The following is a 25,467-nucleotide window of genomic DNA, read 5'->3' as shown; positions in this document are numbered from 1 at the left end:
CATCTTGGGGTTACACGGAGGCGTCGGCGGAACGGCGACGCAGGTGGAGGTCCTGCTCGATGCGGGTTTCGGTGCGCTTGTCGATCCTGTAGAAGACCAGCAGCGCCACGGCGAGCAGGAAAGGAAGGGAGCAGTAGACGCTTACGGTCAGGCGGATGCCCTGCACCACGGCCTCAGGCTGCTGCGCCAGGCCGGCCTGGTAGCCGTAGTGGGCGAGGATCGCGGCGACCAGCGCGCCGCCCACGCTGAGGCCGATCTTCAGCCCGCACAGCATCGCCGAGAAGATGATCGCGGTTGCCCGCCGATGGTTCTTCCACTCCGAGTAGTCCGCGACGTCGGCGATCATCGCCCACAGCAACGGGATGGTGATGCCGTAGCAGAAGCCATGCAGCATGAAGGCGCCGAACGCCACCGCCACCGCCGTGGGTGGAAACAGGTAGAAGGCAAGCAGGAACAGGGTCGAGACAAACAGGGCGCCACCGAAGACGTCGCGCTTGCCGAAGCGGTCCGCCAACCGTCGCGATGCGCCGATACCCAGGATCATGCAGAGGATGCCGCACGCGTTGAACAGGCTGAACGCCGAGGTGGCCGCGTCCTTCGGCCAGGTGAACGCCGCGAAGCCGGCGCTGGCCAGCGCAGCATTCAACGCGCTGACCAGGCCGTTGAACCCCGAGTTTTCAAGGAAACCGGCCAGCGCCGCTTCACTCATGTAGTACTGGAAGTAATAGATGTAGGTACCGCCCTTCAATGCCAGGTTGATGAACACCAGCACGGTCAGGGCCAGCATCACCTGCCACGGACGGTTGTGCAGCAGGTCCGACAGGTCCTGCACTATGCCGCCGGTCTGTTCGCGCGTCGGCACGATGCGTTCGCGGGTGGTGGCGAACGTGATCAGGAAGAACGCCGTGCCGATGATGGCGAATGCGGTCATGACCTGCTCGAAGCCGCGCACCCGGTCGCCGTCACCCAGGATCAGCACCAGCGGCATCAGCAGCACCTGGATGATGAACTGCGCGATCATCACGGCCACGAAGCGGTAGGCCGAAAGGCTGTTGCGCTGGGCCATGCTGCCGGTCAGCACGCCGCTCAGCGCCGAGTACGGCAGGTTGTTCGCTGCGTACACGCACACCAGCAGCGCGTAGGTGGCCAGTGCATAGATCACCTTTCCGCGCTCGCCCAGGTCCGGCGTGCTGAACGCCAGCAGGGACAGTACGCCAAAAGGAATGGCCGTCCACAGGATCCACGGCCGGAAGCGGCCCCAACGGGTGGTCGTCCGGTCAGCCGCGATGCCGATCAACGGCGTGAACACGAACGCACCCAGCAGGCCCACCACGAAGATGATCGTGGCCGCGGTCGCAGCTGGCAGGCGGTAGACGTCGGTGTAGAAGAACGCCAGGTAGGTGATCAGGGTCTGGAAGATCAGGTTGGCGGCGAGATCGCCCAGGCTGTAGCCGAGCTTCTCGCGTACCGATAGCGCGTGTTCAGTGCTTGCCATGCAGCGGACGTCCTGGAAAAGGGATCTGGGCGGAGGGAAATCGATGCCGGCGAGAGCGATCAGTCATGCGCGGACACCACCGTGAACCTGCCCTGCGCGCGTGCATCGGCACTGGACGCCCCCACCCTGACCTCGTAGGCACCGGGCCGCACCTCATACGCGGCGCGCGCTTCGTCATAGTGGCGCAGGGCCTGCGCTGCCTCCAGGGTGAACGTCACCGTGCGGTGTTCGCCCGGGGCCAGATGGATCCGCTGGAAGCCACGCAGCTCCTGCACGGCATCGCCGCTGCCAGCCTGCTCGCGCCGCACGTACAGCTGCACCACCTCGTCACCGCTGCGCGTGCCTGCGTTGGTCACATCGACCGCAACGCCCAGGCGGCCATCGGCGCGGAGGCTGCCTGCATCGAGGCGGAGCGTTCCATAGTCGAACCGCGTGTACGACAGACCGTGACCGAACGGATAAAGCGGCGTGCCGCGGAAGTAGCGATAGGTGCGGCCCTCCATGGCGTAGTCGTCGAATGCCGGCAACGCTTCGCTGGCCTTGTAGAACGTCACTGGCAACCGGCCGGCGGGATTGACGTCGCCGAACAGCGCCTGGCCGACGGCGGTGCCGCCGCGCTGCCCGGGGTACCAGCTCATCAGGATCGCCGGCAGATGCGACTGCGCCCAGTCCACGGCGATCGCCGAGCCGCCGGTGAGCACCATCACCACCGGCTTGCCGGTAGCGTGCAGGGCCTCCAGCAGGGTGCGCTGCGGCGCGGGCAACCGCAGGTCGGTACGGTCGCCACCGGCAAAGCCTGGATAGTTGACCGTCATTTCCTCGCCTTCGACATCGCCGGTAAGGCCACCGACGAACACCACCACATCGGCTTCGCGTGCGGCATCGAGCGCTTCATCGAACGGCGCCTTGGCGCCGGGCATGCGCCAGCCCAGGCGCACGCCGGCATCGCGCTCGTCGTCGTAGTACTCCAGCGTCAGCGCGTAGGCACGCCCGGCCTGCAGCTCCAGTTCGATGCCCTCGGCATGCAGGCGATCTGTGTTCACCCAGTGATCGATCACGCGCTTCCCGTCCAGATACAGGCGGTAGCCATCATCGCCGGCCACCTCCAGCCGGTAGCGGCCGGACACGGGTGGCAGCAGTTGGCCGCTCCAGCGGATGCTGAAGCGGTCGTTCGGGATCCCCTGCCCCGGTGCCGCTTCGCCGCGTGCCAGCAGGTTGTCGGTCGGCGAGCCGCGGTCCCAGCGGAAGCCGATCTGCGCGTCGGTACGCACCAGGGCCGGCGTACCGGACAGGTCGGGCGTGCGGAAGTACTCGCCACGCAGGCCACGCTCGGGCGAGTCCGCCGAAGGCCGCAGGAAGGTCGGCTCGATCAACGGCGTGGCACCGGGATCGTCGCGGCCCTCCACCAGGTCCACGCCGCGGGCATAGCGAACCTCGACGCCCTTGGCCGCCTCGCGTATGCCCTGCAGGATCGTGACCGGCGCGGCCGGTGTGCCGAAGTAGTTGCCGAGCAGCGCCATGGTGTCGTCGGCAGTGGGTCCGACCACGGCAATGCGCTTGATGTCGCGTGACAGCGGCAGGATGCCGTCGTTCTTCAGCAGCACCAGCGACGCCTGCGCGGCCTTGAGCGCCAGCGCATCATGGGCCGGGGCCTGGTTCACCGAGGCCGGAATGCGCGCCCAGCGCACCCGCTCCGGCGGGTCGAACATGCCCAGGCGCATCCGTGCGGTGAACAGACGGGTCACCGCATCGTCGATCTCCGCTTCGCTGATCAAACCCTGACGCACGGCTGACGGAAGCGTGGCGTACTCCTGGCCGCATTCCAGCTCGGTGCCATTCCTGACCGCCAGCGCCGCAGCGGCTTCGCGCGTGGTCACGATATGGTGGTGCTTCCAGATGTCGACGATGGCCCAGCAGTCCGAGACCACGTAGCCCTTGAAGCCCCAGTCGCGTCGCAGCACATCGCGCAGCAGGAAACGGCTGGCACTGGCGGACTCGCCGTACACGCGGTTGTAGGCGCCCATCACAGCATCGACGTCGCCCTCCTTGACCAGCGCCTCGAATGCCGGCAGGTAGGTGTCATACAGGTCGCGCCGGCTGGGCCGTGCATCGAAGTGATGGCGGTCGGCCTCCGGCCCGCTGTGCACGGCCAGATGCTTGGCGGTGGCGTCCAGCTTGCGGTAGACGGGGTCGTCGCCCTGCAGGCCACGTACGAAGGCCACGCCCATGCGCGCGGTGAGGTACGGGTCCTCGCCATAGGTTTCCTGTCCGCGGCCCCAGCGCGGGTCGCGGAAGATGTTGACGTTCGGCGACCAGAAGGTCAGCCCCTGGTAACGGCCGTGCGCGCCTTCGCGGAGGAACTGGTGGTGCTTTGCGCGGGCCTCATCGCTGATCGTCGTGGCCACCTGCCCCATCAACGGCACATCGAAGGTCGCGGCCAGGCCGATCGCCTGCGGAAAGACCGTGGCCTGCCCTGCCCGTGCCACGCCATGCAGTCCCTCATTCCACCAGTCGTAGGCGGGCACACCCAGGCGTTCGATTGCCGGCGCGGCGTTCTGCATCTGCGCGGCTTTCTCATCCAGCGTCATCTGCGCGACGAGTGAGGCAGCCCGTTGCTCGAAGCTGGCCGAAACGTCCAGCCAGGGCCGCGGCGCGGCTGCGGATGCGGCCGCCGCGATGCAGGTCAGAACGAACACAGTGAGCCCGCGGCGCAACGTGCGGCGACGGGCGTTGGACGACAGCGACAGCCTCATTTGCTTCTCCCGGTGCGCTCATCGCGCGCGAAGGGACCCAGCAGTGCGCCTACGAAGCCGCCCGCCCGGTCCGTGCTCAGAACGGTGCCATCCACCTTGCCTGCAAGCAGTTGCCAGCCCTGCCCGTCGCCGGTATCGAACGAGAACGCGTAGTCGCCCTCGTTGCCGTCGATCTTCAGGCGCAACGCGTCCGGTGCCCGCACCTCGCGGGTCGCCACGATGCGCGTACTGCCACCGCCATCACGAACTTCCAGGAAGAGCGAAAGTCGCTCGTCCGGAAGGCTGCGAACGCCAAGGAAGTACCAGTACGCCTCGCTCTGGAACGCCGCCAGGCCGGCCGCCACGCCAGGCCCCGGCCGGCTCATCGCGGCGCTCGCCTCGAAGCGCAGGTGCTGCTGGCGTCGGCCAAGGAACGCGGGATTGCGCAGCGTGTCCAGATCCTCGGCAAGCGGGTGCACGGCCAGCATTCCCGGGCGCGTGGCCAGGTCGGCCCAGGCGTGCTTGGGCACCCGCACGCGCAGCCACTGGCGATCGAGCCTCGGGCCATCGAAGTTGTCGCGCTCGACGAAGTTGCCGGTCGAGGGGGCCTGGGATGCCTCGCCCTGCATCCACGACGGCGCCTTGACCACATAGGGGATGGGCTGGTCGGCCGGCAGGATCCGTGGCCAGCCGTCCTGCCAGCGCACCGGCAGCAGATAGGTCTCGCGCCCGGTGTTGTAGTGCCGCGTCTGATAGTTGCGGCTGGCCAGGAACACCGCCCACCACGAACCGTCCGGGCCTTCGACCAGGTCGGCATGGCCGGCATTGGTGATCGGCAACGGTCGGTCGTCGGGCAGCTCGCGCTGGGTCAGGATCGGATTGCCCGCGTAGGGGTCATACGGGCCCCACACGGTGCGGCTGCGCAGCACCACCTGGGAGTGCTGCGGCCCGGTGCCGCCTTCGGCATCGGACAGGTAATACCAGCCCTGGCGCTTGTAGATGTGGGGTCCTTCGATCCAGATCGGGTTCTTCGCCGGCTCCACGCCCGCGTCGACCAGCACCCGGCGCGGCCCGACCGGCTTGAAGGCAGCCAGATCGATCTGCTGCATCCAGATGGCGCGGTGCCCGTCGTAGCGCGGCGGGCCGGGCGGTGCATCGTTGTTGACCAGGTACACCTTGCCGTCGTCATCGAAGAACAGTGATGGATCGATGCCATCGATGCCGGGCAGCCAGTGCGGATCGGACCACGGACCGGCCGGGTCGCGCGCGGTGGCAATGAAGTTGCCGCCACTGTCGGTGGCCGTGGTCACCACGTAGAAGACCCCATCGTGGTATTCGATGGTGGGCGCGAAGATGCCGCGCGAGACGCTCAGTCCGTCGAAATCCAGCTGCGTGGCGCGGTCGATCACGTTGCCGATCTGCTTCCAGTGAACCAGGTCGGCACTCTCGAACACCGGAATGCCCGGGAAATAGGTGAAGCTGGAATTGACCAGGTAGAACCGGCCGTTCGCGCTCACGATGCTGGGATCGGCATGGAAGCCGGCCAGCACCGGATTGCGGTAGTGGCCGGCCGGCAGCGGCGTGTCGAAGGCCGCGTCGTGGCCGCGGTATTCGAACCAGTCGAAGTACACCGGCGGTGCGTCCGGCGGCGCGCTGGCCGGGCTGGTTGCGGCCGACAGCAGGAGTGCCGCCGCCAGCAGGTGGCGCGCCATCGACCTCAGGCCGGCCCTGTCGCGGACCGGAGGGGACTGCTTGGACAACGTCATCATCGTCGCGTCTCGGCTTCGGCAATGGGAAGTTCGAACGGGCCTGCCGGTGCCCCGCTGCGGTCGCGTAGCGTGCACACCGGGCCATCGGCCCAGCAATAGCGGACATGCGTTGCGTGCGTCGACAGCGGGCCGCGCAGCAGGATCCGGCGCCCATCCAGTTCGGCGTCGCCGTAGTCGCAGTGGCGGGCATCACCCCTGGTCCCGCACAGTTCAAAACCAATCGGACGCAGCGCGCCGGTCGCGGTGAGCACGCCTTCGACATCCTCGAACGCAATGGCCACGCCAGCGGGCGTCCGCACGGCCGTTACCGCTCGCGGACCCGACGGCGCCACGTCCTGCTTGCCGTACACCACGTGGCGCGCCACGCGCGCCAGGCGGCGCCCGAGCTCCTGCTTGTTCGGCGGATGGATGTCGTAGGCGTCGCCGATGTCGATGGCAATGGCGAGCCCGCTCCGCGCATCCTCGGCGGCGACGCGCCGCTGCGCCTCACGCACCTGCGCCCAACCGCTGGCGGCGGGCACAACCGGCGGCTGGCCGTAGCCGGCCAGCTGCACCAGCAGCAGTGGCGTGCGCGCACCGAACTGCCGCCGCCAGTCCTCGCGCAGCGCACGCAACCGCATCGCATACGCCGCACCATCGCTGGTGTTCGATTCACCTTGATACCAGAGCATGCCGCGCAGCCCGAAGCCCCCGAGCGGTGCGATCATCCCGTTGTACAGCGTCGACAGCCCGGTGGCGGCCTGCCATGGCGCGAAAGGCGGCGCCTGCTGGCCCGCCGCCGCCCGGTATTTCCAGAGGCCCTGCAGTGCCACGCGCTCGCCGTTGTCGAACTGCAGGCCGTATGCCGTTGAGGGGCCGGCCAGGCCGCCTTCGCCGTAGGTGTCCAGCACGTTGACCGCAATGCTGTTGGATCCCGCCTTCAACAGGCCACTCGGCAACGGATAGCGCCTCTGGCCGGCGCCGTACTGGCTGCCGACGGCGACCCCGTTCACCCAGGTCACGTCCACCTCGTCGGCCGATGCCAGCTCCAGGGTCGCGCCGCGTGCAGCCTGTTCAGCGCTCAGCACCACCTGCGTGCGATACCAGACCATGCCGTTGTAATCGGCAAGCGCGGGCTCGTTCCACCGCTCCCATGCGCCCAGTGTGGCCGGTGCGTGCGACCATGCGCGGTCATCGGTATCCGCGCGCCAAGGTGCGTCGCCCGGCAGCGCCCCTTCGCGCGTCTCCCACCAGTGCTGCCAGTGGCGGCCCCAGGCTGCGCGTGCCTCCAGCGGATCACGGGCAGAGCGCGCGAGAATATCGAGGGCCTCGTCCATGCCACCTTGCCCGCGCAGGGCATCGGTACTGGTCCAGGCCTCGATCCGCGAGCCGCCCCACGCTGCCTGGATCAGCCCCATCGGTACGGCAACCGTGCGCTGCAGTTCGCGGGCGAAATAGAAGCAGGCTGCAGAGAAACCGCGCACCGAATCGGGCGTTGCCCGCGTCCATCCAGGGTCACCCTTGAAGCTCTCCTGCGCCTGCACGGCCGCGTCCTTCGGCACGCTGAACAGCCGGATCCGTGGCAGCGTGGCCAAGGCGATCTCGCTGGCTGCGTTGAGCGAGCGCCAGACCGGCAGCTCCATGTTCGACTGCCCCGCGCACAACCAGACGTCGCCGACCAGAAGATCCCGCGCCGTCTCACGCCGGGTCCCGGCGGTTGCCTCGAGGGTGTACGGGCCGCCTGCGGCGATGGCGGGGAACATGGCCTGCCAGCGGCCTGCCCTATCGGCCTGTGTGGCCACCGCCTGGCCCGCGAAGGTGGCCGATACCGCCTGCCCAGGGCTTGCCTGGCCCCAGACGGTGATCGGCCGGTCGCGCTGCAGGACCGCATGGTCCTGGAACAGCGGGTGCAGCAAACCCGTCGTATCGCCGGCCGCCACCGGTGCGGCAAGCCACGCCAGCACCATCAACGCCGCCGCGCGCGCGGACCATCCGAACCGGTTCATCGCCCATCTCCGGGTGCGAAAGGAAACTGCAACGCCTGGTAGTACGACAACGGCTGTGGCGGTGGCCGTTCTCCCGCCGGCAGCGGTCGGCCGCTGACTGACTGGAAGTACGCCACACTGGCATCGCGCCACCACTGCGCTTCCTCGCGCTGGATCTGCAGGAACGCCGCCACCTGCTGGTGCCGCTGCGGATCGATCCGATCGCGCAGGCCCGCCCAGGTCGCCTGCATCGACTGCACCTGGCGCACACCCCGCGAATAGCGCCCGACCAGTTCGTCCCACAGCGTCCTGCCCGAGCGCATGCGGCGGTCCCACGGCACGTGATGGAACCACAGCAGCAGCGACTCGGGCACCCGCGCCGGATCACCATAAACCCCGGCAACCGGCGGGAAGTACTGCCCCACGGCGTTGCTTCCGCTTGCGCTGCGGTCAAAACCGATGCCGTTGCGGTCTGCACGGTGGTAGTAGACCGACGTCCAGTCCGCACGCGGGCCGCCGTCCACCCAGGGGCCGGGACCGTAGTGATGGCCGCGTGCCATGAGGTGATGCAACCCGAGCGGCGTCATGTAGTCCACTGCCGCCTCGCGCGAGTCCATCATCATCCGCACGATCGGGCCGGTCACCTGCGGGTCGGGCGAGAAGGTCAGCGCGGCCCAGTCCTCGGCAATGCCGCGCGCGGACTGCTGCGGATTCCATGCCAGTCGCCCGAACGCGTACCAGTTGGCCTGGTCGAAATGCGAGCCGCTCCAGGTGCGGTCTACGCCAATGTTCGCAACGCCGGCGATGCCGGTCAGTGCATGACCTTCCAACGAGCCGTCGACCACGCGGGCGACCGTGGAGCCCTCGCCACGTGCATGGGTGTCGGCCTGCAGCACTTCTTCGTAAAGCGTTCCCAGGTACACCAGGTGCGTCGCAAAACCCAGGTACTCCTTGGTGATCTGCAGTTCCATCATCAGCGGCGTGCGTGGCATGGCGCCGAACAGCGGATGGAACGGCTCGCGCGGCTGGAAGTCGATGGGACCGTTCTTCACCTGCACGATCACGTTGGGGCGGAAGGCACCGTCCAGCCCGACAAACTCGCTGTACGCCTGCTTGGCGCGATCTTCGGGAACCTGGTGCGAGTACACGAAGGCGCGCCACATCACTACGCCGTTGTAGGGCGCCAGTGCCTCGGCCAGCAGGTTGGCGCCGTCGGCATGGGAACGACCGTAATCCTGCGGGCCGGGTTGCCCCTCCGAGTTCGCCTTGACCAGGAAACCGCCGAAATCCGGAATGCGCGCATGGATCTCATCGACCTTGTCGCGCCACCAGCGCCGCACAGCCGGATCCAGCGGATCAGCCGTTGCCAGGCCGCCAAGCTCGATGGGCGCACTGAAGCGCGCGCTCAGGTAGACCCGGATGCCATAGGGCCGGAACAGGTCGGCCAGCGCGGCGGCCTTGGCCAGATAGGCCGGCGACAGGCTCAGCGCACTGGCATTGACGTTGTTGAGGACGGTGCCGTTGATGCCGAGCGAGGCGTTGGCACGGGCGTAGTCGGTGTAGCGCGGGTCACGCCACTGCGGCAACGTCTGCCAGTCCCACAGCGAGCTGCCCGCATAGCCACGCTCGACGTAACGATCCAGGTTGTCCCAATGGTTGAGCACACGCAGTGCGACCTGCGGCGACTCACGCACATCCAGCGCCTGCAGCGGGGTGCCACGCTGCAGCAGGCGCAGCAGATGGAACATGCCATACAGCACGCCGACATCCTGGCGTGCCGCCACAAGCAGCACATCGCGCCCCTCGATCCGGACCCGCCGGATCAGGAACCCCTCGTTGCCCAACGTGGCGATCTCGTTGCCGTACGCGGCGACGAGTGTCGAAGATTGCGGCGTGCCCAGCACCAGGGCACGCTCGGTACTGATTGCCGTTCGCATTGGCGGCGCCGCTCCCAGCAATCCAGGGAGGCTGCGCGCAAGCTCGTCGCGGGTGGCGCGCTGCATCGGCGTGCGATCCGGGGCCACAACTTCGGCCAGTTGCCGGCGGTAATCGGCAGCGACCGTTGCGGCAACCGGCTGGTAGCGCATCCACAGCGCATAGCCATCCTCCGCCCGTGCCCCGCCAACACAGGCCAGCAGCACGAGCAGGGCCCACAGCTGCGTGCCGACAGCGCGCAACAACGGCGTTAACATGCGCCTTTGTAGACTACGTCCGGGCCCGGGGCAGCGCATCATCGTCCTTCGCACCCGCGCGGCAGCGCCACCAAGAACAAAGGGATCGTGCATTGGACAAGCCGAAGAAATCGGTTCGCCGCAGAACCGCAGGCGTGACGATCGACGAGGTTGCGGCCCTTGCCGGCGTTTCGCCGATGACCGTGTCGCGGGTAATCAACCAGGGCAAGGTGCGCGACGTCACCCGCGAGCGCGTGCTGCGCGCCGTGCGTGAGCTGGGCTATACGCCCAATCTTGCCGCCAGTTCGCTGGCCGCTGCACAGCACACGCGCATTGCGCTGATCTACACCAACCCCAGCGGCGCCTACCTGCGCGAACTGCTGGTGGGCCTGCTGCGCGTCGCCTCCAGTTCCGCCATCCAGCTGGTCATCGACTACTGGGACAACCTGGATGCCGAATCCGAACGCAGGGCGGCGCGTGCGCTCGCCGGACGCGTCGACGGCGTGATCCTGCCGCCGCCGCTGTGCGAATCGCAGGCCGCCGTAAGCGAACTGGTCAAGGCTGGCATTCCGGTGGTGGCCATCGCATCGGGTCGCCTGAGCGAGGCCCTGTCCTGCGTCCGCATCGACGATTTCAGTGCGGGCAGGGAAATGACCGATCACCTGCTCCGGCAGGGACACACCCGCATCGGTTTCATCCGTGGGCGCGATGACCTGAGCGCAAGTGCGCTCCGCTACGACGGCTTCGTCACCGCCCTGCGCGAGGCCGGGCTGGCGGTGGAGCCCGGCCTGGTCCAGCACGGTGACTACACCTACCGGTCCGGCCTGGCAGCGGCCGAGAAGCTGCTGTCCCAGCGCCGGCCACCGACCGCGATTTTCGCCAGCAACGACGACATGGGCGCCGCCGCCATCTCCGTGGCGCATCGGCGCGGGCTGGAAGTGCCACGCGACCTGTCGGTGGTGGGTTTCGATGACACCTCGGCCGCCACCACCGTGTGGCCGGAACTGACCACGATCCACCAGCCCATCGCCTCGATGGCCAACGCGGCCATCGACATCCTGCTGCGCACCATCCGCCGGCCTGCGGGGGACGCAACGGTGCTGCGCGAACATGTGATGCCGCATCGGCTGATCGCACGCGGTTCGGTAGCCGCACCGCCCACGCGCCGGTAGCGAAGGCCCCGCCCTCATGCCTGCGCCTGCGCAGTAGGCGGCAGGGTGCCGGTCAGGCCGGCAGCAATCATGCGCCGCATCCAAGGGCGACCTCGGCTTCGTTCAGTGCGCCCAGCGCGACGCGTGACACGGAGATCGTCATCGCATCGGCCGTCACCACCGACCACGGTCGGTCGATCGCGTCCAGCTTTGCACCCGCCTTGGCCAGGCACTTCAGCGGCACGCCAACGCGCTTCCACTGGCCTTGTGGAAGGGCCGCCAGCGACGGCCCGATGGCGATGCGTGCCGAGCAGCCCACGCCGCAACCGACCGACAGCCACGCCTCACCCTCCGGCGCAGCGTCCACGCGCAGCGTGGTCAGCAGCATCAGGTCACCGTTGGATTCGCGCTGCAGGTCCAGCGCCGTGTGCGACTGCAGTGCAGCAACGGCCTCGCCCTTGCCCGACCAGGCCAGGCGTCGCCCATCCTCCTGCGCCAGATGATCCACGCCGGTGATCTTCAGCCGATCATCGGGCAACGCGTCCGGCACGCGGGTCACGGTCAGGCCCTGGCCTGCGGCCTGCTCAAGGCGCAGCGCCATGCCGGGGCCTGCATCACCGCGCGCGAAGAACACGCCGGTCGCGCCCTCGTTGCCGGTCACGCCCGATGCCTCCGGCAGCGCGGCCAGGTCGCCGTTGTCGGCGTAGGTCAGGCCGAAGCCGAACGCAAACAACGGATCGTAGTCCTTCTGGCCGACGTTGTTGGCGTACTGGGTGGCGGTGCGCGGCCAGCTGAAACTGAGCTTGCCCTTGAAATCGTGCTGCACCCCGCCATCGCTTCCGCGCAGCAGTACATCGGCAATGCCGGCGCCTTCCGAGCCCGGCAGCCACGCGGCCACGAAGGCATCGGCGGCATTGATTTCCCGGTTCACCCAGAGCGGCCGCCCGCTCAGGAAGACCGCGACGACCGGTATGCCATCGGCCTTGAGCCGCTTGAGCAGCGCCAGATCCGTTTCGTTGCCGGGCTTGTAGGCCAGCGTCGGCCGGTCTCCCTGGAACTCGGCATAGGGGTCTTCGCCAAACACCACCACCGCCACGTCGGGTTTCACTGCATAGCGACCGTCAACGGCAAGCATGGCTTCACCACCGGCCGCCCTGGCCTGGTGCGCGATGCCCTCATAGATGGAGTCCGCATTGGGGAAGTCCTTGCGGGTGGTGCCGGTGCCCTGCCAGTTGAGCGTCCAGCCCCCGGCCTGCTTGCCGACATCGTTGGCACCGTCGCCGGCCACGAGGATCCGCTGCTTCGGCGACAGCGGCAGGACGCCGTTCTGGTTCTTCAGCAGGACCAGCGATTCGCGCACGGCCTGCCGGGCCACCGCGCGATGTGCCGGCGCGCCGATCAGTGCGAACTGCCCGCCAACGGCCCGCGTGGACGGCCTGCCGGCCTCGAACAGCCCCAGGCGGAACTTGACCCGCAGTATCCGGCGCACCGCATCGTCCAGGCGCTGCGGCGTTATCCGGCCGTCCTTCACCGCAGCCAGCGTCGTCTCGTAGAAGCCTTTCCAGCTGTCCGAGGCCATCGCCATGTCCAGGCCCGCGTTGATCGTGGCCGGGCAGTCCGTGGTGGTGCAGCCCTTGACCTGGCCATGACCATTCCAGTCGCCCACCACGAAGCCACCGAAGTTCATGCGTCCCTTGAGCACATCGGTGAGGTAGTGCCGGTGCCCGTGCATCTTTTCACCGTTGACGCTGTTGAACGATGCCATCGCGGTCTGCGCGCCGGCGGCGATGGCCGGCGGGTATCCGGCGGCGTGGATGCGTACCAGGTCCGGCTCACTGATGCGGGTGTCGCCCTGGTCCTTGCCGTCGGTGGTGCCGCCATCACCGAGAAAGTGCTTCACCGAGGCGATCACATGGCGGCCATCGAGGAACTCCGGTGTTCCCACCCTGCCCTGCAATCCCTCCACCATGGCGCCGGCATAGCTGGCCACCACCTCGGGCGATTCCGAGTAGCCCTCGTAGCTGCGGCCCCAGCGATCATCCTGGGGTACCGCAACGGTCGGCGCGAACGTCCACTCCATGCCGGTGACGCGGGTTTCCAGCGCGGTGATGCCACCGATCTTCCGCAGCAGCTCCGGATTGCGTGTGGCGCCCAGCCCGATGTTGTGCGGGAACAACGTGGCGCCAATGATGTTGCTCTGCCCGTGCACGGCATCGATGCCGAACAGCAGCGGGATGGCCTTGCCGCCTTTCGACGTGTCCATGGACGCGTCGTAAAAGGCGTCTGCCAGCGCCAGCCACTCGGCTGGCGACGCATCGTAGCGGCCACCGGGGTCGGAATTGCCACCGGCCAGGATCGAACCAAGGCGGTAGCGCCGCACGTCATCGGGGGTCAGGCTGGCAATGTCGCCCTGCACGAGCTGGCCGACCTTTTCCTCCACCGTCATGCCGGCCATCAGGTCGGTGATCCGCTTCTTCAGAGCAGGATCCGCGGCCAGTGGCCAGGTGACCTGCGGCCACGGGTCGCTGGCGGTTCCCGCAGTGGCGGCGGGCCGGTCCTGACCGTGGCAACCGAGCAATCCCAGCATCACTACTGCCAGCAGCATGCCGCTGCGGGATACGGAGGTCTGCGATGTCATGGCGCTCATCCTTCCATCTGCTCCAGTTCCTTGCCCTTGGTCTCGTGCACATGCCGGACCACGAAAATCACCGAGATGATCGCCGCCACCAGGTAGATGCCGTAGGTGGCCGCCAGCCCGGCCGCGGCCAGCAGCATCGGGAACGTCACCGTCACCACGAAGTTGGAGGTCCATTGCGCTGCGCCGGCGACCGCCAGTGCCGAACCGCGGATCTGGTTCGGGAACATCTCGCCCAGCATCACCCACATCACCGGCCCCCACGACAGGTTGAAGAACACGACATAGGCATTGGCCGCCACCAGCGCCAGCGTGCCCATGCGCCCGGGTAGCTGCAGATGCCCGTCGGCCAGTGAACCACTTGCAAACGCGACCACCACCAGTGCAAGCGACAGCGACATCCCGGCCGAGCCGAACCAAAGCAGGGGCTTGCGGCCGATCCGGTCAATCAGCAGCACCGTGACCACGCAGGCGCCGATGCTCAGCGCGCCGGACAGCACGTTGATCAGCAGCGCGTCGTTTTCGGAAAAGCCGACCGCCTGCCACAGCACGGCGCCGTAATAGAACACCACGTTGATGCCGACCAGCTGCTGGAAGCAGGCCAGTCCGACGCCGACCCACACAATCGGGCGGATCCGCCCGGTTGCCCGGCTCTTCAGATCGGACAGGCGCGGGCGATGGTGGTCGTTGGACAGCGAGGCATCGATCTCTTCGAGCGTGGCGCGGGCCTTGTCGTTGCCGAGCAGCCGGGTCAGCACGCGCAGCGCGTCGTCCTTGCGCCGCTTCACCACCAGGTAGCGCGGGCTCTCAGGAATGGTCAGCAACAGCAGCAGGAACACCAGCGATGGCGCGGCCTGCATCCAGAACATCCAGCGCCAGGCAGCCTGCCCGGCCCACAGCGGCTCGGTCGACGCGCCCGCTGCGGCCGCCAGCAGGTAGTTGGACAGGAAGGCAGCGGTGAGCCCGGTGATGATCGCGATCTGCTGCACCGTGGCCAGGCGGCCGCGATAGCGGGCCGGAGCGACCTCGGCAATGTAGGCCGGCGAGATCACGCTCGCCGCGCCTACCGCGAACCCACCCACCACCCGCGCCGCAATGAACCAGCCCGACGAGGCCGCCGCCCCGGCACCGAGTGCCGACAGCAGGAACATCACCGCCGACAGGATCAGCACGTTGCGACGGCCGAGGCGGTCGGCCAGGCGGCCGGCACTGAACGCGCCCACCGCACAGCCCAGCAGCATCGACGCGATCTCGAACCCCTGCATCCATTCACCGGACCGGAACGCCAGGTGCAGGCCGTCCTGGGTGCCGTTGATCACGCCGCTGTCGAAGCCGAACAGAAAACCGCCAATCGTCGCTACCACGCTGATCAGTACGATCAGCCGGGTGTTCTCACCGCTGCCTGCTGCCTGGTTCATTCCCGTCCCCTTGAGTGCACCGTTGCCGCGCTCAGCGCAGCAGGTACTGGTTGAGCAGGTTTTCGTAACGCTCCTGCTTGCCGCTGGCCTGGTGCGGTTCGCCGAGGCGGGCGGCCAGGCCCGCCAGGTCCGGCAGGCTGAGCGTGCCACGCTCGAACTCCTGGCCGGCGCCGCTGTCGAAACTCGCGTAGCGCTCCTTGCGCCATTGCTCCCAGGGCGACTCGGTCAGCAGTGCATGGGCAACCTCCAGCCCGCGTGCGAACGCATCCATGCCGCCGATATGGGCAATGAACAGATCCTCAAGGTCGGTCGACTCACGGCGCACTTTGGCATCGAAGTTCAACCCGCCCTCCAGCCCGCCCTGGCGCAGCACGACCAGCATCGCACCCACCGTGTCGTACAGATCGCTGGGGAACTGGTCGGTGTCCCAGCCGTTCTGCGCGTTGCCGCGGTTGGCATCGATGCTGCCGAGCAGGCCATGGTCGGACGCAACCTGCAGGTCGTGCTCGAAGGTGTGCCCGGACAACGTGGCGTGGTTGGCTTCGATGTTGAGCTTGAAGTCCTTGTCCAGCCCATGCTCCTTCAGGAAGCCCACCACCGTGGCACTGTCGAAGTCATACTGGTGCTTCATCGGCTCCATCGGCTTGGGCTCGATCAGGAAGTTGCCCTTCAGGCCGATGCTGCGGCCGTAGTCGCGGGCCATGGTGAGGAAGCGCGCGAAATGTTCGATCTCGCGCTTCATCTGGGTATTGGCCAGCGACGCATAACCTTCGCGTCCGCCCCAGAAAACGTAGTGCTCGCCGCCGAGTTCGACCGTGGCCTCCAGCGCGGCCTTGACCTGCACCGCTGCGCGCGCGACCACCGCGAAGTCGGGGTTGGTCGATGCGCCGTTCATGTAGCGCGGGTGCGAGAACAGGTTGGCCGTGCCCCACAGCAGCCTGACGCCGGTGGCCTCCTGGCGCGCCTTGGCCAGGGCCACCATGTGCGAGAGGTTCTTCTGGTACTGGCCGATGTCGTCGGCATCCGGCGCCAGGTCGATATCGTGGAAGCACCAGTACGGCACGCCCAGCTTGGTGAAGAACTCGAACGCCGCGTCCACCTTCGCTTCGGCCGTGGCCAGTGGCGAGGCTGCCTCCCACGGGAACTGCCGGGTACCCGGGCCGAACGGATCGTGCCCGGCATTGCAGAAGGTGTGCCAGTAGCACACGGCGAAGCGCAGATGCTCCTGCATGGTCTTGCCACCGATGACCCGGTTTGCATCGTAGACCTTGAAGGCAAGCGGATTGTCCGAGCCCTTGCCCTCGAACGGAATGCGGCCGACGCCGGGGAAGTATTCCTTGGCGCCGATGAAGGGCTGCGTGCTCATGGTGCGTGCTCCTGTCGTTGTACGGGGTGTCGTGGAGGAGCCATCAGCCGCGCTGCAGCGGCGTGATGGCATCAAGATGGCTGAGGAAGCGTGCGTAGGCCCGTGCATAGGCAGCGCTGCGATCCGGATCCGGCCGTGCGGACTGCGCGGGATCGACGGTGACGTGGCGCGCGGTGATGTCGCTGATCGAGGCGGCGTCTCCCTGCGCCCGGGCGAGCGCCCACAGCGCCTGCAGTGCCGCACCAAACGCCGCGCCTTCGGCCTGCACCGGGACGTCCACCGGCAGGCCGAACACATCAGCCACCAGCTGACGCCAGGCCGCGCTGTTGCTGCCGCCGCCGGTGAGCACGATGCGATCGAACTGCATGCCCGCGCGGACGAAGGCGTCGTAGCCGTACTTCAGGCTGTAGGTCGCGCCCTCCACGGCGGCGCGGTACACGTGCGCCGGGGTGAAATTGGCAATGTCCAGGCCAGCCAGCACGCCCTTGCCCAGCGGCAGGTCGGGGGTGCGTTCGCCATTGAGGAACGGCAGCATCACCAGCCCCCCTGCGCCCGGCGGCGTCGCGTGGAGGTGCGCATCGCCGTCGCGGGTGCGGAAACCGAAGGCGCTGGCCACGCGTTCGGTGGCTACGGTGCAGTTCATGGTGCAGATCAGCGGCAGCCAGCCACCGGTGGACGAGCAGAACGCCGCCCACGCGCCGTCCGGATCGATCATTGGCGAGCCGGAATAGGCGAACAGCGTTCCGGAGGTTCCCAGGCTCATCGCCAGTCGACCTTCCGTGACGCAGCCGGTGCCGATCGCCGCCATCATGTTGTCGCCGCCGCCAACGGCCACCTTCACCGCCGCTGCAAGCCCGAGCGCGGCCGCGGCCTTCGGCGCGATATCGAACAGGGCGTCGGGTGCGGCGATCGGCGGTAGGCAGGCGGCAAGATCACGATCAGGATCGGTGGCGCGCAGCAGTTCCTGCGACCAGGTGCGTGTGCGCACGTCCAGCCAGCCGGTTCCGGACGCATCGCCAAGCTCGCAGAACCGCTGCCCGGTCAACACGAAATTCAGGTAGTCGTGTGGCAGCAGGATGGTCGCCAGCCGCGCATAGGCGTCGGCACGGTGGATCCGGGTCCAGGGCAGCTTGGACGCTGTGTAGCCGGCCAGGATCGGGTTGCCCGCCAGCGCGATGGTCCGTTGGAACCCGCCCACGGCGTCCATGATCTGGATGCATTCGGCCGAGGTGCTGGTGTCGCACCACAGCTTGGCCGGCGCCAGTACCTCGCCAGCATCATCAACCGGCACGAACCCATGCTGCTGCCCCGATACCGCCAGTGCGACGATGCGAGCGCGCAGCGAGGGGTCGATCCTGGCAAAGCAGTCGCGCAGGGCCGACACCCAGCCGGCAGGCGCCTGTTCACGGCTGCCGTCGGCACCGCTGTCCAGCGCGAGCGGCACGCTGGCCGAGGCCACCACCACCTGCGTCCGCGGGTCATAGACCAGCACCTTCAGGCTCTGCGTCCCTGCATCGATCCCTGCAACCAGACCCATCGAAACCGCCTCCGATCAAAAAGGTAGCGCTAACATTCCGTGGACTCAAAAAGGGGGCGTGGTGTCCGGCCCCCTCGTTGCCACCGCGCGCATCATCGCCAGCGGTGTTGCCGCACTGTAACCAGCTGCAGCGGAAAAAGCGTGCTGCAACGCAAAACCCTGCTACGCGCTTGCTGCCGTCGAACGCCACACGTCCACGCCGGACCTGCAGTACTGCGCGATGAACTCCGCCTGCGCCGGCATCTGCGCGGCAGCCTGCTGCACGGGCTGTTGGATGCCCTTCAACAGGGTGCGCAGATCGGCGTCGCTCACGGCCCGCGCCAGCGGGTGGGCGGGACCGGGCGCGATGCCCTGCCCGAGCAGCACGCTGGTCCAGGATTCCACGCGGAAAACCTCGCCAGGGTCCTGCCACGCATGTGCACGCTCGCGCCACGCGCTCAGCCGCTGCTGCAGCGATTCGGGCACGCGCATTTCGCGACACGCCTTCCACATCGGTTCGGTGCGCTGCGTTGCGTGGTAGTGCAGGATGATGAAGTCGCGCACGTGCTCCATTTCCTGGCGGCTGACATCGTTGTACAGCTTCACCAGCGACGCACTGATGCCGTCGAACGGGAACAGCTGGATCAGGCGCACTACCGCGCTGATCGTCAGATGGATGCTGGTCGACTCCAGCGGTTCGATGAAGCCGCTGGCCAGCCCGAGCGACACCACGTTCCTGTTCCAGGCCTTCAGCCGGCGCCCGCTGCGGAACGGCACCTTCCATGGATCGCGCAAGGGTGGAGCCCCGGCATCGCGCAGCAGCTTCGCTGCGGCCTCGTCATCGGACAGGTGGCGGCTGTCATACACCAGCCCGCAGCCAACGCGGTGCTGCAGCGCGATGTGCCAGCGCCACCCCGCTTCGTGGGCGATCGCCCGGGTATAGGGCACCGGCGGCGCCACCGCTTCGGTCTGCACCGCCACGGCGCGGTCGCACGGCAGCCATTCGTGCCAGTCCTCGTAGCCGGTGCCCAGCGTCTGCTCGATCAGCAGGCCACGGAAGCCGGTGCAGTCGATGAACAGATCGCCCTCGATCACCTGGCCGTCGTCCAGTACCAGCGCCTGCACCGAACCGTCGTGCACGTGCTGCCTGACCTGGGCGATCCTGCCTTCGATCCGGCGCAGGCCGTGGGCCTCAGCCCTGCGGCGCAGGAACCGCGCATACAGGCTGGCATCGAAATGATACGCATAGCTGGCCTGCGGCTGGGTGTGCAGCGAGAAGCGGTCGCCATGCGATGCGATGCTCTCCAGGCTGAAGTCGCCCAGCTCCGAGGGCATGCCGCGGCGCAGGCTGTCCAGCCAGAAGTGATGGAAGGGTGCCGCCCAGGTGCCGTGGCCGATGGTGCCGAACGGATGGAAGAAGCGATCCCCCGGCAGGCGCCAGTTCTCGAACGAGATCGACAGCTTGAAGGTGCCGGCCACCGCGCGCAGGAACTCCTGCTCGTCGATCTGCAGGAAGCGATGGAAGGTGCGGATCGGCGGCACGGTGGACTCACCGACGCCGACCGTGCCGATCCGCTCGGACTCGACCAGCGTGATCTGCAGCTGGTCACGGAACTGATGCGCCAGCGCGCAGCCGGCCAGCCATCCCGCCGTACCGCCACCGGCAATGACCACCTTGCGGATGCGCCCTGCAGGCGTGCTCTGGGTATCCAACACGGTGCCCTCTCTCAACGGTTGAGCCTGCCCAGCAGCATCGCGCGCATGCGGCGGGCGCGCTGCTCGTCGAACGGTGCCAGATCCCCGCGCGCCGTCTCAGGCAGGTGCTGACCGGCGCGCTCGCCGGGGCCGAATACGTAGTAACGGAAGAGCCCTTCCCAGGCCTGCTTCTCACGCGCTGGCAGGTCGCGCACGGACCACATCGCGTGCTGCAGCGCCGCCAGCGGCGACCCCAGCCAGGCCGGTGAGCTTCGCCACCAGTAGTTCACCAGCACGTTGAACGGTTCCAGGCTGCGTACATGGTGCCACCACATGCTGGGAATGAAGATCGCATCGCCGGGCCCAAGTACCGCGCTGCGTGCATGCGCCAGCGCCTCGCGGAAACGTGGATGCCGATCGAAGTCGGGGCGCTCGAAGTCCACCACGCTGACCACCTGTCCGCCCGGCGTGGGATCGAGCGGGCCCGGATACAGGTTGTCGACCTGGGCGGGCGGGAACAGCGTGAACTCGCGCTGCCCCACCGCACAGCAGGCGAGGTTGTCGGGTGTGTCGAAATGGCACGAGGCCGTCACCCGGTTGCCGATCCAGATGCTGGCTGTGGCGTCGATGCCCTGCTTCGCCAGCCCGGCATCGTTGGCCTGCGCGAATGCCGGCAGCAGTGCCCGCGTGATCGGCAGCGAGGCCACGTAATAGGTTGGCGGCCGCGGCGCATGCAGCGTCGCGGCGATCTCTTCCAGCACCTGGGCGAGTACACCACGCCGCACTTCGAAGTTCAGCCGGGTGAAGTCCGCGCTGTAGAACGGGCGGCCCGCGATCTCGGCGCCGCCGAACGAGTACTGGATGGGCGCACCCGCATCGACGCTGCACAGGTACGCCATCGCGTCACGCACGCCACCCAGTCCGGCCTGGACCAGTGGCCAACCGCTGGCGATGCCGCGCAGTACGACCGGCTCACCGGCCTCCACCAGGGCGGCCAATGGCAAGGCAGCAGGATCGATGCCTTCCAGGCTCCGTATCGGCAGGCAGGCTTGCACCGGTCAGTTCCTGACCGCCTGCGCGTTGCCGTCCTGGACGCGGAGACGGCGCTGCTTCTCGGCGATCAGGCGGCGCATGTTATGCAGCGAGGCAAGCATCAGGTACGCACCTTCCAGGTAACCGGCGCGGTTCAACGCCGCCAGGCGTGAACTGTCCAGCGCCGCCAGGCGCTCGCGGTCGATGCCGTGCAATCCGCTCACGCCCACGCGGTGATGCGGCGCGAGCTGCACATCAAGCGTGACCGGCTGGATGAGGCCACAGTCGTCGAGCATCGTGAACATACTGGCCGCGAAGGCACTACCCTCGTGGATGCCGCGCAGCACGCCGGCGATGTGGTCCAGGTAAGGCGTGTTTCCACCCTGCGGCAGGAACACCGGCTCACCGGCGCCGGAGGTGACACGCGGATGGTCCAGGTCGACGTGCATCACCGCGTCCTGGGTGAGCAGGCCGTCCACGTAGTGCTCCTGGAAGCCGATCAGGAACGGCCCTTTTGCGGCCGCGCCGGGCAGGTAGGAGGCATTCCAGCGTCCGTCCTGCAGGTACAGGTTCTCGTGCTGCTCGAAACCCAGCAGGGCCACGGACTGCCACGCCCCGGTCCCGGCCTCCCGGCGCAGGAAGATCGGATACTCGCGCTGCAGTTCGGCGAACTCGCTGGGATAGGCCGGCACCATGCCCACCGCATCGCCGAACTGCGGCCCGAATCCGGTGGCGACCCTCAGGTCCCGATGCGCGATGTTGTTGAGCATTTCATAGCGGGCCATCGAGGTATCCAGTCCAGTGCGGGGTGGCTGGCCAGCAGGGTAGCGCAGGCGCGCGACAGGTGCGGCGACTCGGCCCCGGGCGGCACCGCCGCGGACAGCGGTGCCGTGCCGGGCGCATCGGCAACCAGGCTCAGAACTTGTAGCGGACGCCCAGCATGTAGCGCGGGCTCTGGTCGGCCAGCTTGACGATCATCTGCGAGGTGCGCGAGCGCCACCGCACATCCTCGCCGGTCAGGTTGATCGCCTCCAGGCTGAAGGACCAGTGGTCATCCAGCGCGTAGTTGACGCTGAGATCCCACTGCTCGTACGGCTCCACGTAGTACGGATTGCGGCTGGAACCCTGGTTGGCAAGGATCAGGTACTGGTCGCGCCAGTTCCATGCCAGGCGCACCGACCACCCGTACTTCTCGTACATCAGCATGGCGTTGGCAGTGTCGCTCAGGCCGGTGAGCGAGAACTGGTCGATACCCGGATCGCCGCCATTGTTGTAGCCGACATCACCTTTGACCACGGTGTAGTTGGCCAGCACGCCGAAGCCGGTGTCACCGAAGAAGTACTGGCCGCCCAGTTCCCAGCCATGCAGCTTGGACTTGTTCTGGTTGATCGGGCGATTGACGTTGAACTGGTAAAGCGGGTCGTTGGCCTGCCCATACAGATCGTAGGCCGCTTCGGTGGCCAGTACCTGCGCATCGGTGCCGTTGTAGGCGCCCAGGCCAGCTGGATTGTTGCGCAGCAGCGCCAGTGCGGTGAACAGCGAGGTGTCGTTGGCTGAGCAGGCGGCCGCATTGGCCGGCCCGACCTGGGCCACGCAGGCGCCGCTGGTCAGGAAGTCCAACGCCGCCCGCGCATCCGGCCCGGAGGTCGGGTCGGTGAGGCCGTACAGGCTCTCCTGGACGACCGTGTTGCCGATGAAGTTGCTGACCGACTTGTTCCAGTAGGTCAATGACACATAGCTGGCATCGGCGAAGTACCACTCCAGCCCCAGGTCGAGGTTGTCCGATTCCAGCGGCTTCAGGCTCGGGTTCTGCGAATTGCCGCTGGCGCGCGACGACGGATCGATCAGCACCGAGCCGAACGGCTGCTGGGCACCGGGCCCTGCATACAGGTTGCCGTACGGCGCGCGGGCGATGCTCTTGCCGAACGAAACGCGGCCCTTCAGTTCCTCGGTGAGGTCGATGCTGAAATCAAGGTTGGGCAGGATGTAGCTGTACCGCGCCTTCTCGGTGAAGGGCTGCTGCTCATCGGACAGCACGATGCGGAAATCGTTGTTGGCCTGCCACTCGATGGACTCGGGAACGGCAATGACCGAGGTCGACACCACGTCGGTGGTTTCATAGCGCACGCCCAGGCGGGTATTGGTGCGCATGCCGCCCAGCTCCCCGTCCAGCTCCACCTGGAAGTACGCCGCCTTGGTCTTCTCTTCCACGAAGTTGTCCGCCGCGCGTTGCGGATCCACGCCCAGGCCGACGCCGTACTCGCGCGACGCCCATTGCGCGAGCTGCCCGGCATTGCCGCGCCAGGCCGGCCAGCTGTTGGCACTGTAGTCATCGAACAGGCCGACGATGCTGACCGGCTGCAGCAGGTCCATCAGGCCGGCGGCGGTATCCCGGTCCACGTTGGCCACGCCCCAGTCGCCCAGTGTCGAATAGGCCTCGGCGGCCTGGATGCGGTGGGTGGTGGACTTGTTCGTATCCACGCCGAACTGGAAGCGGCCGTGGTCGAAGTTCCATTCGCCGTCGACACGCGCCTGCTTGATCTTGCTGATCTGGGTCTGCGCGTTGACGCGCAGCACCTGGGTGCCGATCTCGCCTTCCTGGAAGCCCGGGTTGACCACGCCATTGGTCCCGGCGATCGCATCGGCAGTACTGGGATACCAGACCTGGGTGCCGACCGGCAGGCCATTGTTGAAGTTCAACTCCTGTACCCAGGAGCCACCGCAATGCGGGCCACGGGTGCAGTTGTTGGTGCCGGCAATGCTCATGAAGATGGAGCCGCCGCCGGTCAGTGGGTCATTGGGGCGGCTTTCATTCTTCGAATTGTGCGCATCGAAGCTGAGCTTGAAACGGTCGCTGACATTCCAGACCGCGTTGAAGCCCAGCGAGCCCAGCTTGTACTCCTGCATGCTGCGCTGCTGTTCCAGCCCGAAGTCCTTGGTGCCGGCGATCTCGCGGATGTAGACCGGGGTGGCGACCGCACCGGAGGTGTCGAACTGGACATTGGTGTAGTTGCTGTTCTGCAGCCACATGCCCTGCTCGCCACGATTCTCGGTGATCTCGTTGGTCGAGTAGGTGTAATCCATGGTCAGGGTCAGGCTGTCCGTCGGTGCGAACTGCAGCACTGCCTGGCCATTGACTCGCTCGCGCTCGAATTCGGAGAACGCGTAGCGCAGGTCGTTGGGCCGCGCATAGAGCTGGCCGACGGCCGGGGCGTTCACCACGGTCGGGTTGCCCGGCATCGACCCCGTCCAGGGCTGCACGTTCCAGTAGTTCTCCGTGGCCTGCACCGAGCCGCCCTTGCGCTTCTGCTGGCTCGCGCTGAGGCTGACGCCAAAGGTCTTTTCCGGATTGCTGTAACTGAAGATGCCCGACAGCTCCGGCGTCAGGTCGTTGTCGAACGGCTGGCTCTGGTCGGAGACCAGCTTTGCCCCGGCATTGGCCACGATGCCGGCGTGGTCGAGCGGGCGCGAGGTCAGGATGTTGATCGTCGCGCCGATGCCACCGCTGGGCACCTGTGCCTGGCTGGTCTTGTAGACCTCGATGCCATTGATGGCCTCGGCGGCCAGCTGCGCGAAATTGAAGGCGCGAGTGCCGCCGTCGACACCGCCGATGGCCACCTGCCCGGAGGCACCGAATGCATCGGCGCCGGGCATCTGGCGACCATTGAGCGTGACCATGTTGAACTGCGGACCAAAGCCACGCGCGGTCACCTGCGCGCCCTCGCCGTCACGGCGCTCGATGGAGATGCCGGTGATGCGCTGCAACGACTCGGCAAGATTGGTATCGGGGAACTTGCCGATGTCCTCGGCGCTGATCGCATCGACCACGCCCGCCGAGTCGCGCTTGATGTCCATGGCCTGGCTCAGGCTGTTGCGTATGCCCGTGACCTGCACTGCATCGAGCTGGGTGGGCTGCGACTGGCTCTGCGGCTGCTGCCCGGTTGCCGTTGCTGCGTCCTGCGCAAACGCAGGATTGATGACCAGGGCGCCACCCACGAAGGTGAACATGGCCCGGGACCGGAACTTCGCCAACGCGCGGCTCATGAACCGGACCTCGGGCCCGGGGTGCCACGGAAACTGCAAGTGCTCATGAAAGTCCCCTCTGACATACGATCGAATGGATGTACCGCCCCCTCCCAGGGGCACGCACGGGCGTGGCCCGCATTCCAAACCGAACAGCACGGCTGCTGGAGCACGCCGCGACTTACACTTGCTTTTCAAGCCTGCCAGGACAAACACGCGGCAAAGAAGGCAGCCCCTGGACCCTGGATCCCCGTCCGACTGGTAGCGCTACCATCGCGTTGCAGCGGAGAGTAATCACCCGGGTTCGCGCTTGTCACCATGCAGCGCAGCAAATCGGCAGCGCGCGTAGCGGCGCTGGAATCACCCCGCTACTGATGACCGGGCTGCTGCTGCATCCGGTCACCGCTCACCCGCCGCAGGAAAGATGCCCGCGCCTGCGGGTCATCCAGAAAGGAACGCACCGTGAACGCTCTCCAGCGCATCGCCGCCGCAGTCGGCTC

The 25,467-nt window shown here is 67.4% G+C and carries 14 protein-coding genes; 1 reads left to right on the top strand and 13 read right to left on the bottom strand.

Annotated elements, in window-relative coordinates; translation table 11 throughout:
* Nucleotides 1-10 precede the first annotated feature (10 nt).
* The 5 genes from AC5P53_RS14575 to AC5P53_RS14555 are packed head-to-tail and all read right to left on the bottom strand — an operon-like array spanning nt 11 to nt 10,152.
* Nucleotides 11-1,495: an MFS transporter gene (locus AC5P53_RS14575; protein WP_049439691.1), complete on the bottom strand. Its 1,485-nt coding sequence runs from the start codon at nt 1,493-1,495 to the stop codon at nt 11-13.
* A 59-nt stretch (nt 1,496-1,554) separates the two neighbouring features.
* Nucleotides 1,555-4,248 carry a glycoside hydrolase family 3 protein gene (locus AC5P53_RS14570; RefSeq protein WP_241886851.1) on the bottom strand — a complete coding sequence of 898 codons (2,694 nt, stop codon included), beginning with the start codon at nt 4,246-4,248 and terminating at the stop codon, nt 1,555-1,557.
* Nucleotides 4,245-5,939 (bottom strand): glycoside hydrolase family 43 protein, encoded by a 1,695-nt coding sequence (locus tag AC5P53_RS14565; RefSeq protein WP_134808878.1) that lies wholly within the window; start codon nt 5,937-5,939, stop codon nt 4,245-4,247. The genes AC5P53_RS14570 and AC5P53_RS14565 overlap by 4 nt, the downstream gene beginning before the upstream one ends.
* Before the next feature lie 53 nt (nt 5,940-5,992).
* Nucleotides 5,993-7,981, bottom strand: a complete 1,989-nt coding sequence (locus AC5P53_RS14560) for a sialate O-acetylesterase (protein WP_241886852.1) — start codon at nt 7,979-7,981, stop codon at nt 5,993-5,995.
* A complete protein-coding gene (locus AC5P53_RS14555) occupies nt 7,978-10,152 on the bottom strand; it encodes an alpha-glucuronidase family glycosyl hydrolase (protein ID WP_111205718.1) in 2,175 nt (724 codons plus the stop codon). The genes AC5P53_RS14560 and AC5P53_RS14555 overlap by 4 nt, the downstream gene beginning before the upstream one ends.
* A gap of 92 nt (nt 10,153-10,244) precedes the next feature.
* Here AC5P53_RS14555 and AC5P53_RS14550 point away from each other — a divergent pair, with 92 nt between their 5' ends.
* A complete protein-coding gene (locus tag AC5P53_RS14550) occupies nt 10,245-11,303 on the top strand; it encodes a LacI family DNA-binding transcriptional regulator (RefSeq protein WP_014647205.1) in 1,059 nt (352 codons plus the stop codon).
* Nucleotides 11,304-11,370: 67 nt separating this feature from the next.
* Here the strand turns inward: AC5P53_RS14550 and AC5P53_RS14545 are convergent, their stop codons facing one another.
* From AC5P53_RS14545 to AC5P53_RS14510, 8 genes are all read right to left on the bottom strand, one after another.
* Nucleotides 11,371-13,929, bottom strand: coding sequence for a glycoside hydrolase family 3 protein (locus tag AC5P53_RS14545; RefSeq protein ID WP_241886853.1), 2,559 nt, complete (start codon nt 13,927-13,929; stop codon nt 11,371-11,373).
* Entirely contained in the window at nt 13,926-15,335 is a 1,410-nt protein-coding gene (locus AC5P53_RS14540) for a sugar porter family MFS transporter (protein ID WP_142234752.1), read from the bottom strand. Before AC5P53_RS14540 ends, AC5P53_RS14545 begins: the two co-directional genes overlap by 4 nt.
* Nucleotides 15,336-15,366: 31 nt before the next feature.
* The gene (xylA, locus tag AC5P53_RS14535) at nt 15,367-16,701 is read right to left on the bottom strand and encodes a xylose isomerase (protein WP_241886854.1); all 1,335 of its coding nucleotides are present in this window, start codon (nt 16,699-16,701) and stop codon (nt 15,367-15,369) included.
* Nucleotides 16,702-16,744: 43 nt separating this feature from the next.
* A complete protein-coding gene (xylB, locus tag AC5P53_RS14530) occupies nt 16,745-18,238 on the bottom strand; it encodes a xylulokinase (RefSeq protein ID WP_495227428.1) in 1,494 nt (497 codons plus the stop codon).
* A 162-nt stretch (nt 18,239-18,400) separates the two neighbouring features.
* Nucleotides 18,401-19,933 carry a tryptophan halogenase family protein gene (locus AC5P53_RS14525; RefSeq protein ID WP_241886856.1) on the bottom strand — a complete coding sequence of 511 codons (1,533 nt, stop codon included), beginning with the start codon at nt 19,931-19,933 and terminating at the stop codon, nt 18,401-18,403.
* A gap of 11 nt (nt 19,934-19,944) precedes the next feature.
* The gene (locus AC5P53_RS14520; protein WP_241886857.1) at nt 19,945-20,967 is read right to left on the bottom strand and encodes a cupin-like domain-containing protein; all 1,023 of its coding nucleotides are present in this window, start codon (nt 20,965-20,967) and stop codon (nt 19,945-19,947) included.
* 3 nt (nt 20,968-20,970) lie between these two features.
* Entirely contained in the window at nt 20,971-21,729 is a 759-nt protein-coding gene (locus AC5P53_RS14515; protein ID WP_075076931.1) for a SapC family protein, read from the bottom strand.
* Between the two features lie 130 nt (nt 21,730-21,859).
* Nucleotides 21,860-24,988 carry a TonB-dependent receptor gene (locus AC5P53_RS14510; RefSeq protein WP_014647213.1) on the bottom strand — a complete coding sequence of 1,043 codons (3,129 nt, stop codon included), beginning with the start codon at nt 24,986-24,988 and terminating at the stop codon, nt 21,860-21,862.
* Nucleotides 24,989-25,467 lie beyond the last annotated feature (479 nt).

The sequence above is a fragment of the Stenotrophomonas sp. YJH_SMC_82 genome, from assembly GCF_059368875.1.
This window is presented reverse-complemented; position numbering and strand designations above follow the sequence as displayed.

Bases quoted from the DNA above. Each gene is read 5' to 3' on its own strand.
- AC5P53_RS14565 (WP_134808878.1), bottom strand. From the start codon at position 5,939: ATGGCGCGCCACCTGCTGGCGGCGGCACTCCTGCTGTCGGCCGCAACC.
- AC5P53_RS14570 (WP_241886851.1), bottom strand. From the start codon at position 4,248: ATGAGGCTGTCGCTGTCGTCCAACGCCCGTCGCCGCACGTTGCGCCGC.
- AC5P53_RS14510 (WP_014647213.1), bottom strand. From the start codon at position 24,988: ATGAGCCGCGCGTTGGCGAAGTTCCGGTCCCGGGCCATGTTCACCTTC.
- AC5P53_RS14545 (WP_241886853.1), bottom strand. From the start codon at position 13,929: ATGAGCGCCATGACATCGCAGACCTCCGTATCCCGCAGCGGCATGCTG.
- xylA (WP_241886854.1), bottom strand. From the start codon at position 16,701: ATGAGCACGCAGCCCTTCATCGGCGCCAAGGAATACTTCCCCGGCGTC.
- AC5P53_RS14515 (WP_075076931.1), bottom strand. From the start codon at position 21,729: ATGGCCCGCTATGAAATGCTCAACAACATCGCGCATCGGGACCTGAGG.
- AC5P53_RS14560 (WP_241886852.1), bottom strand. From the start codon at position 7,981: ATGAACCGGTTCGGATGGTCCGCGCGCGCGGCGGCGTTGATGGTGCTG.
- AC5P53_RS14555 (WP_111205718.1), bottom strand. From the start codon at position 10,152: ATGTTAACGCCGTTGTTGCGCGCTGTCGGCACGCAGCTGTGGGCCCTG.
- AC5P53_RS14575 (WP_049439691.1), bottom strand. From the start codon at position 1,495: ATGGCAAGCACTGAACACGCGCTATCGGTACGCGAGAAGCTCGGCTAC.
- AC5P53_RS14540 (WP_142234752.1), bottom strand. From the start codon at position 15,335: ATGAACCAGGCAGCAGGCAGCGGTGAGAACACCCGGCTGATCGTACTG.
- xylB (WP_495227428.1), bottom strand. From the start codon at position 18,238: ATGGGTCTGGTTGCAGGGATCGATGCAGGGACGCAGAGCCTGAAGGTG.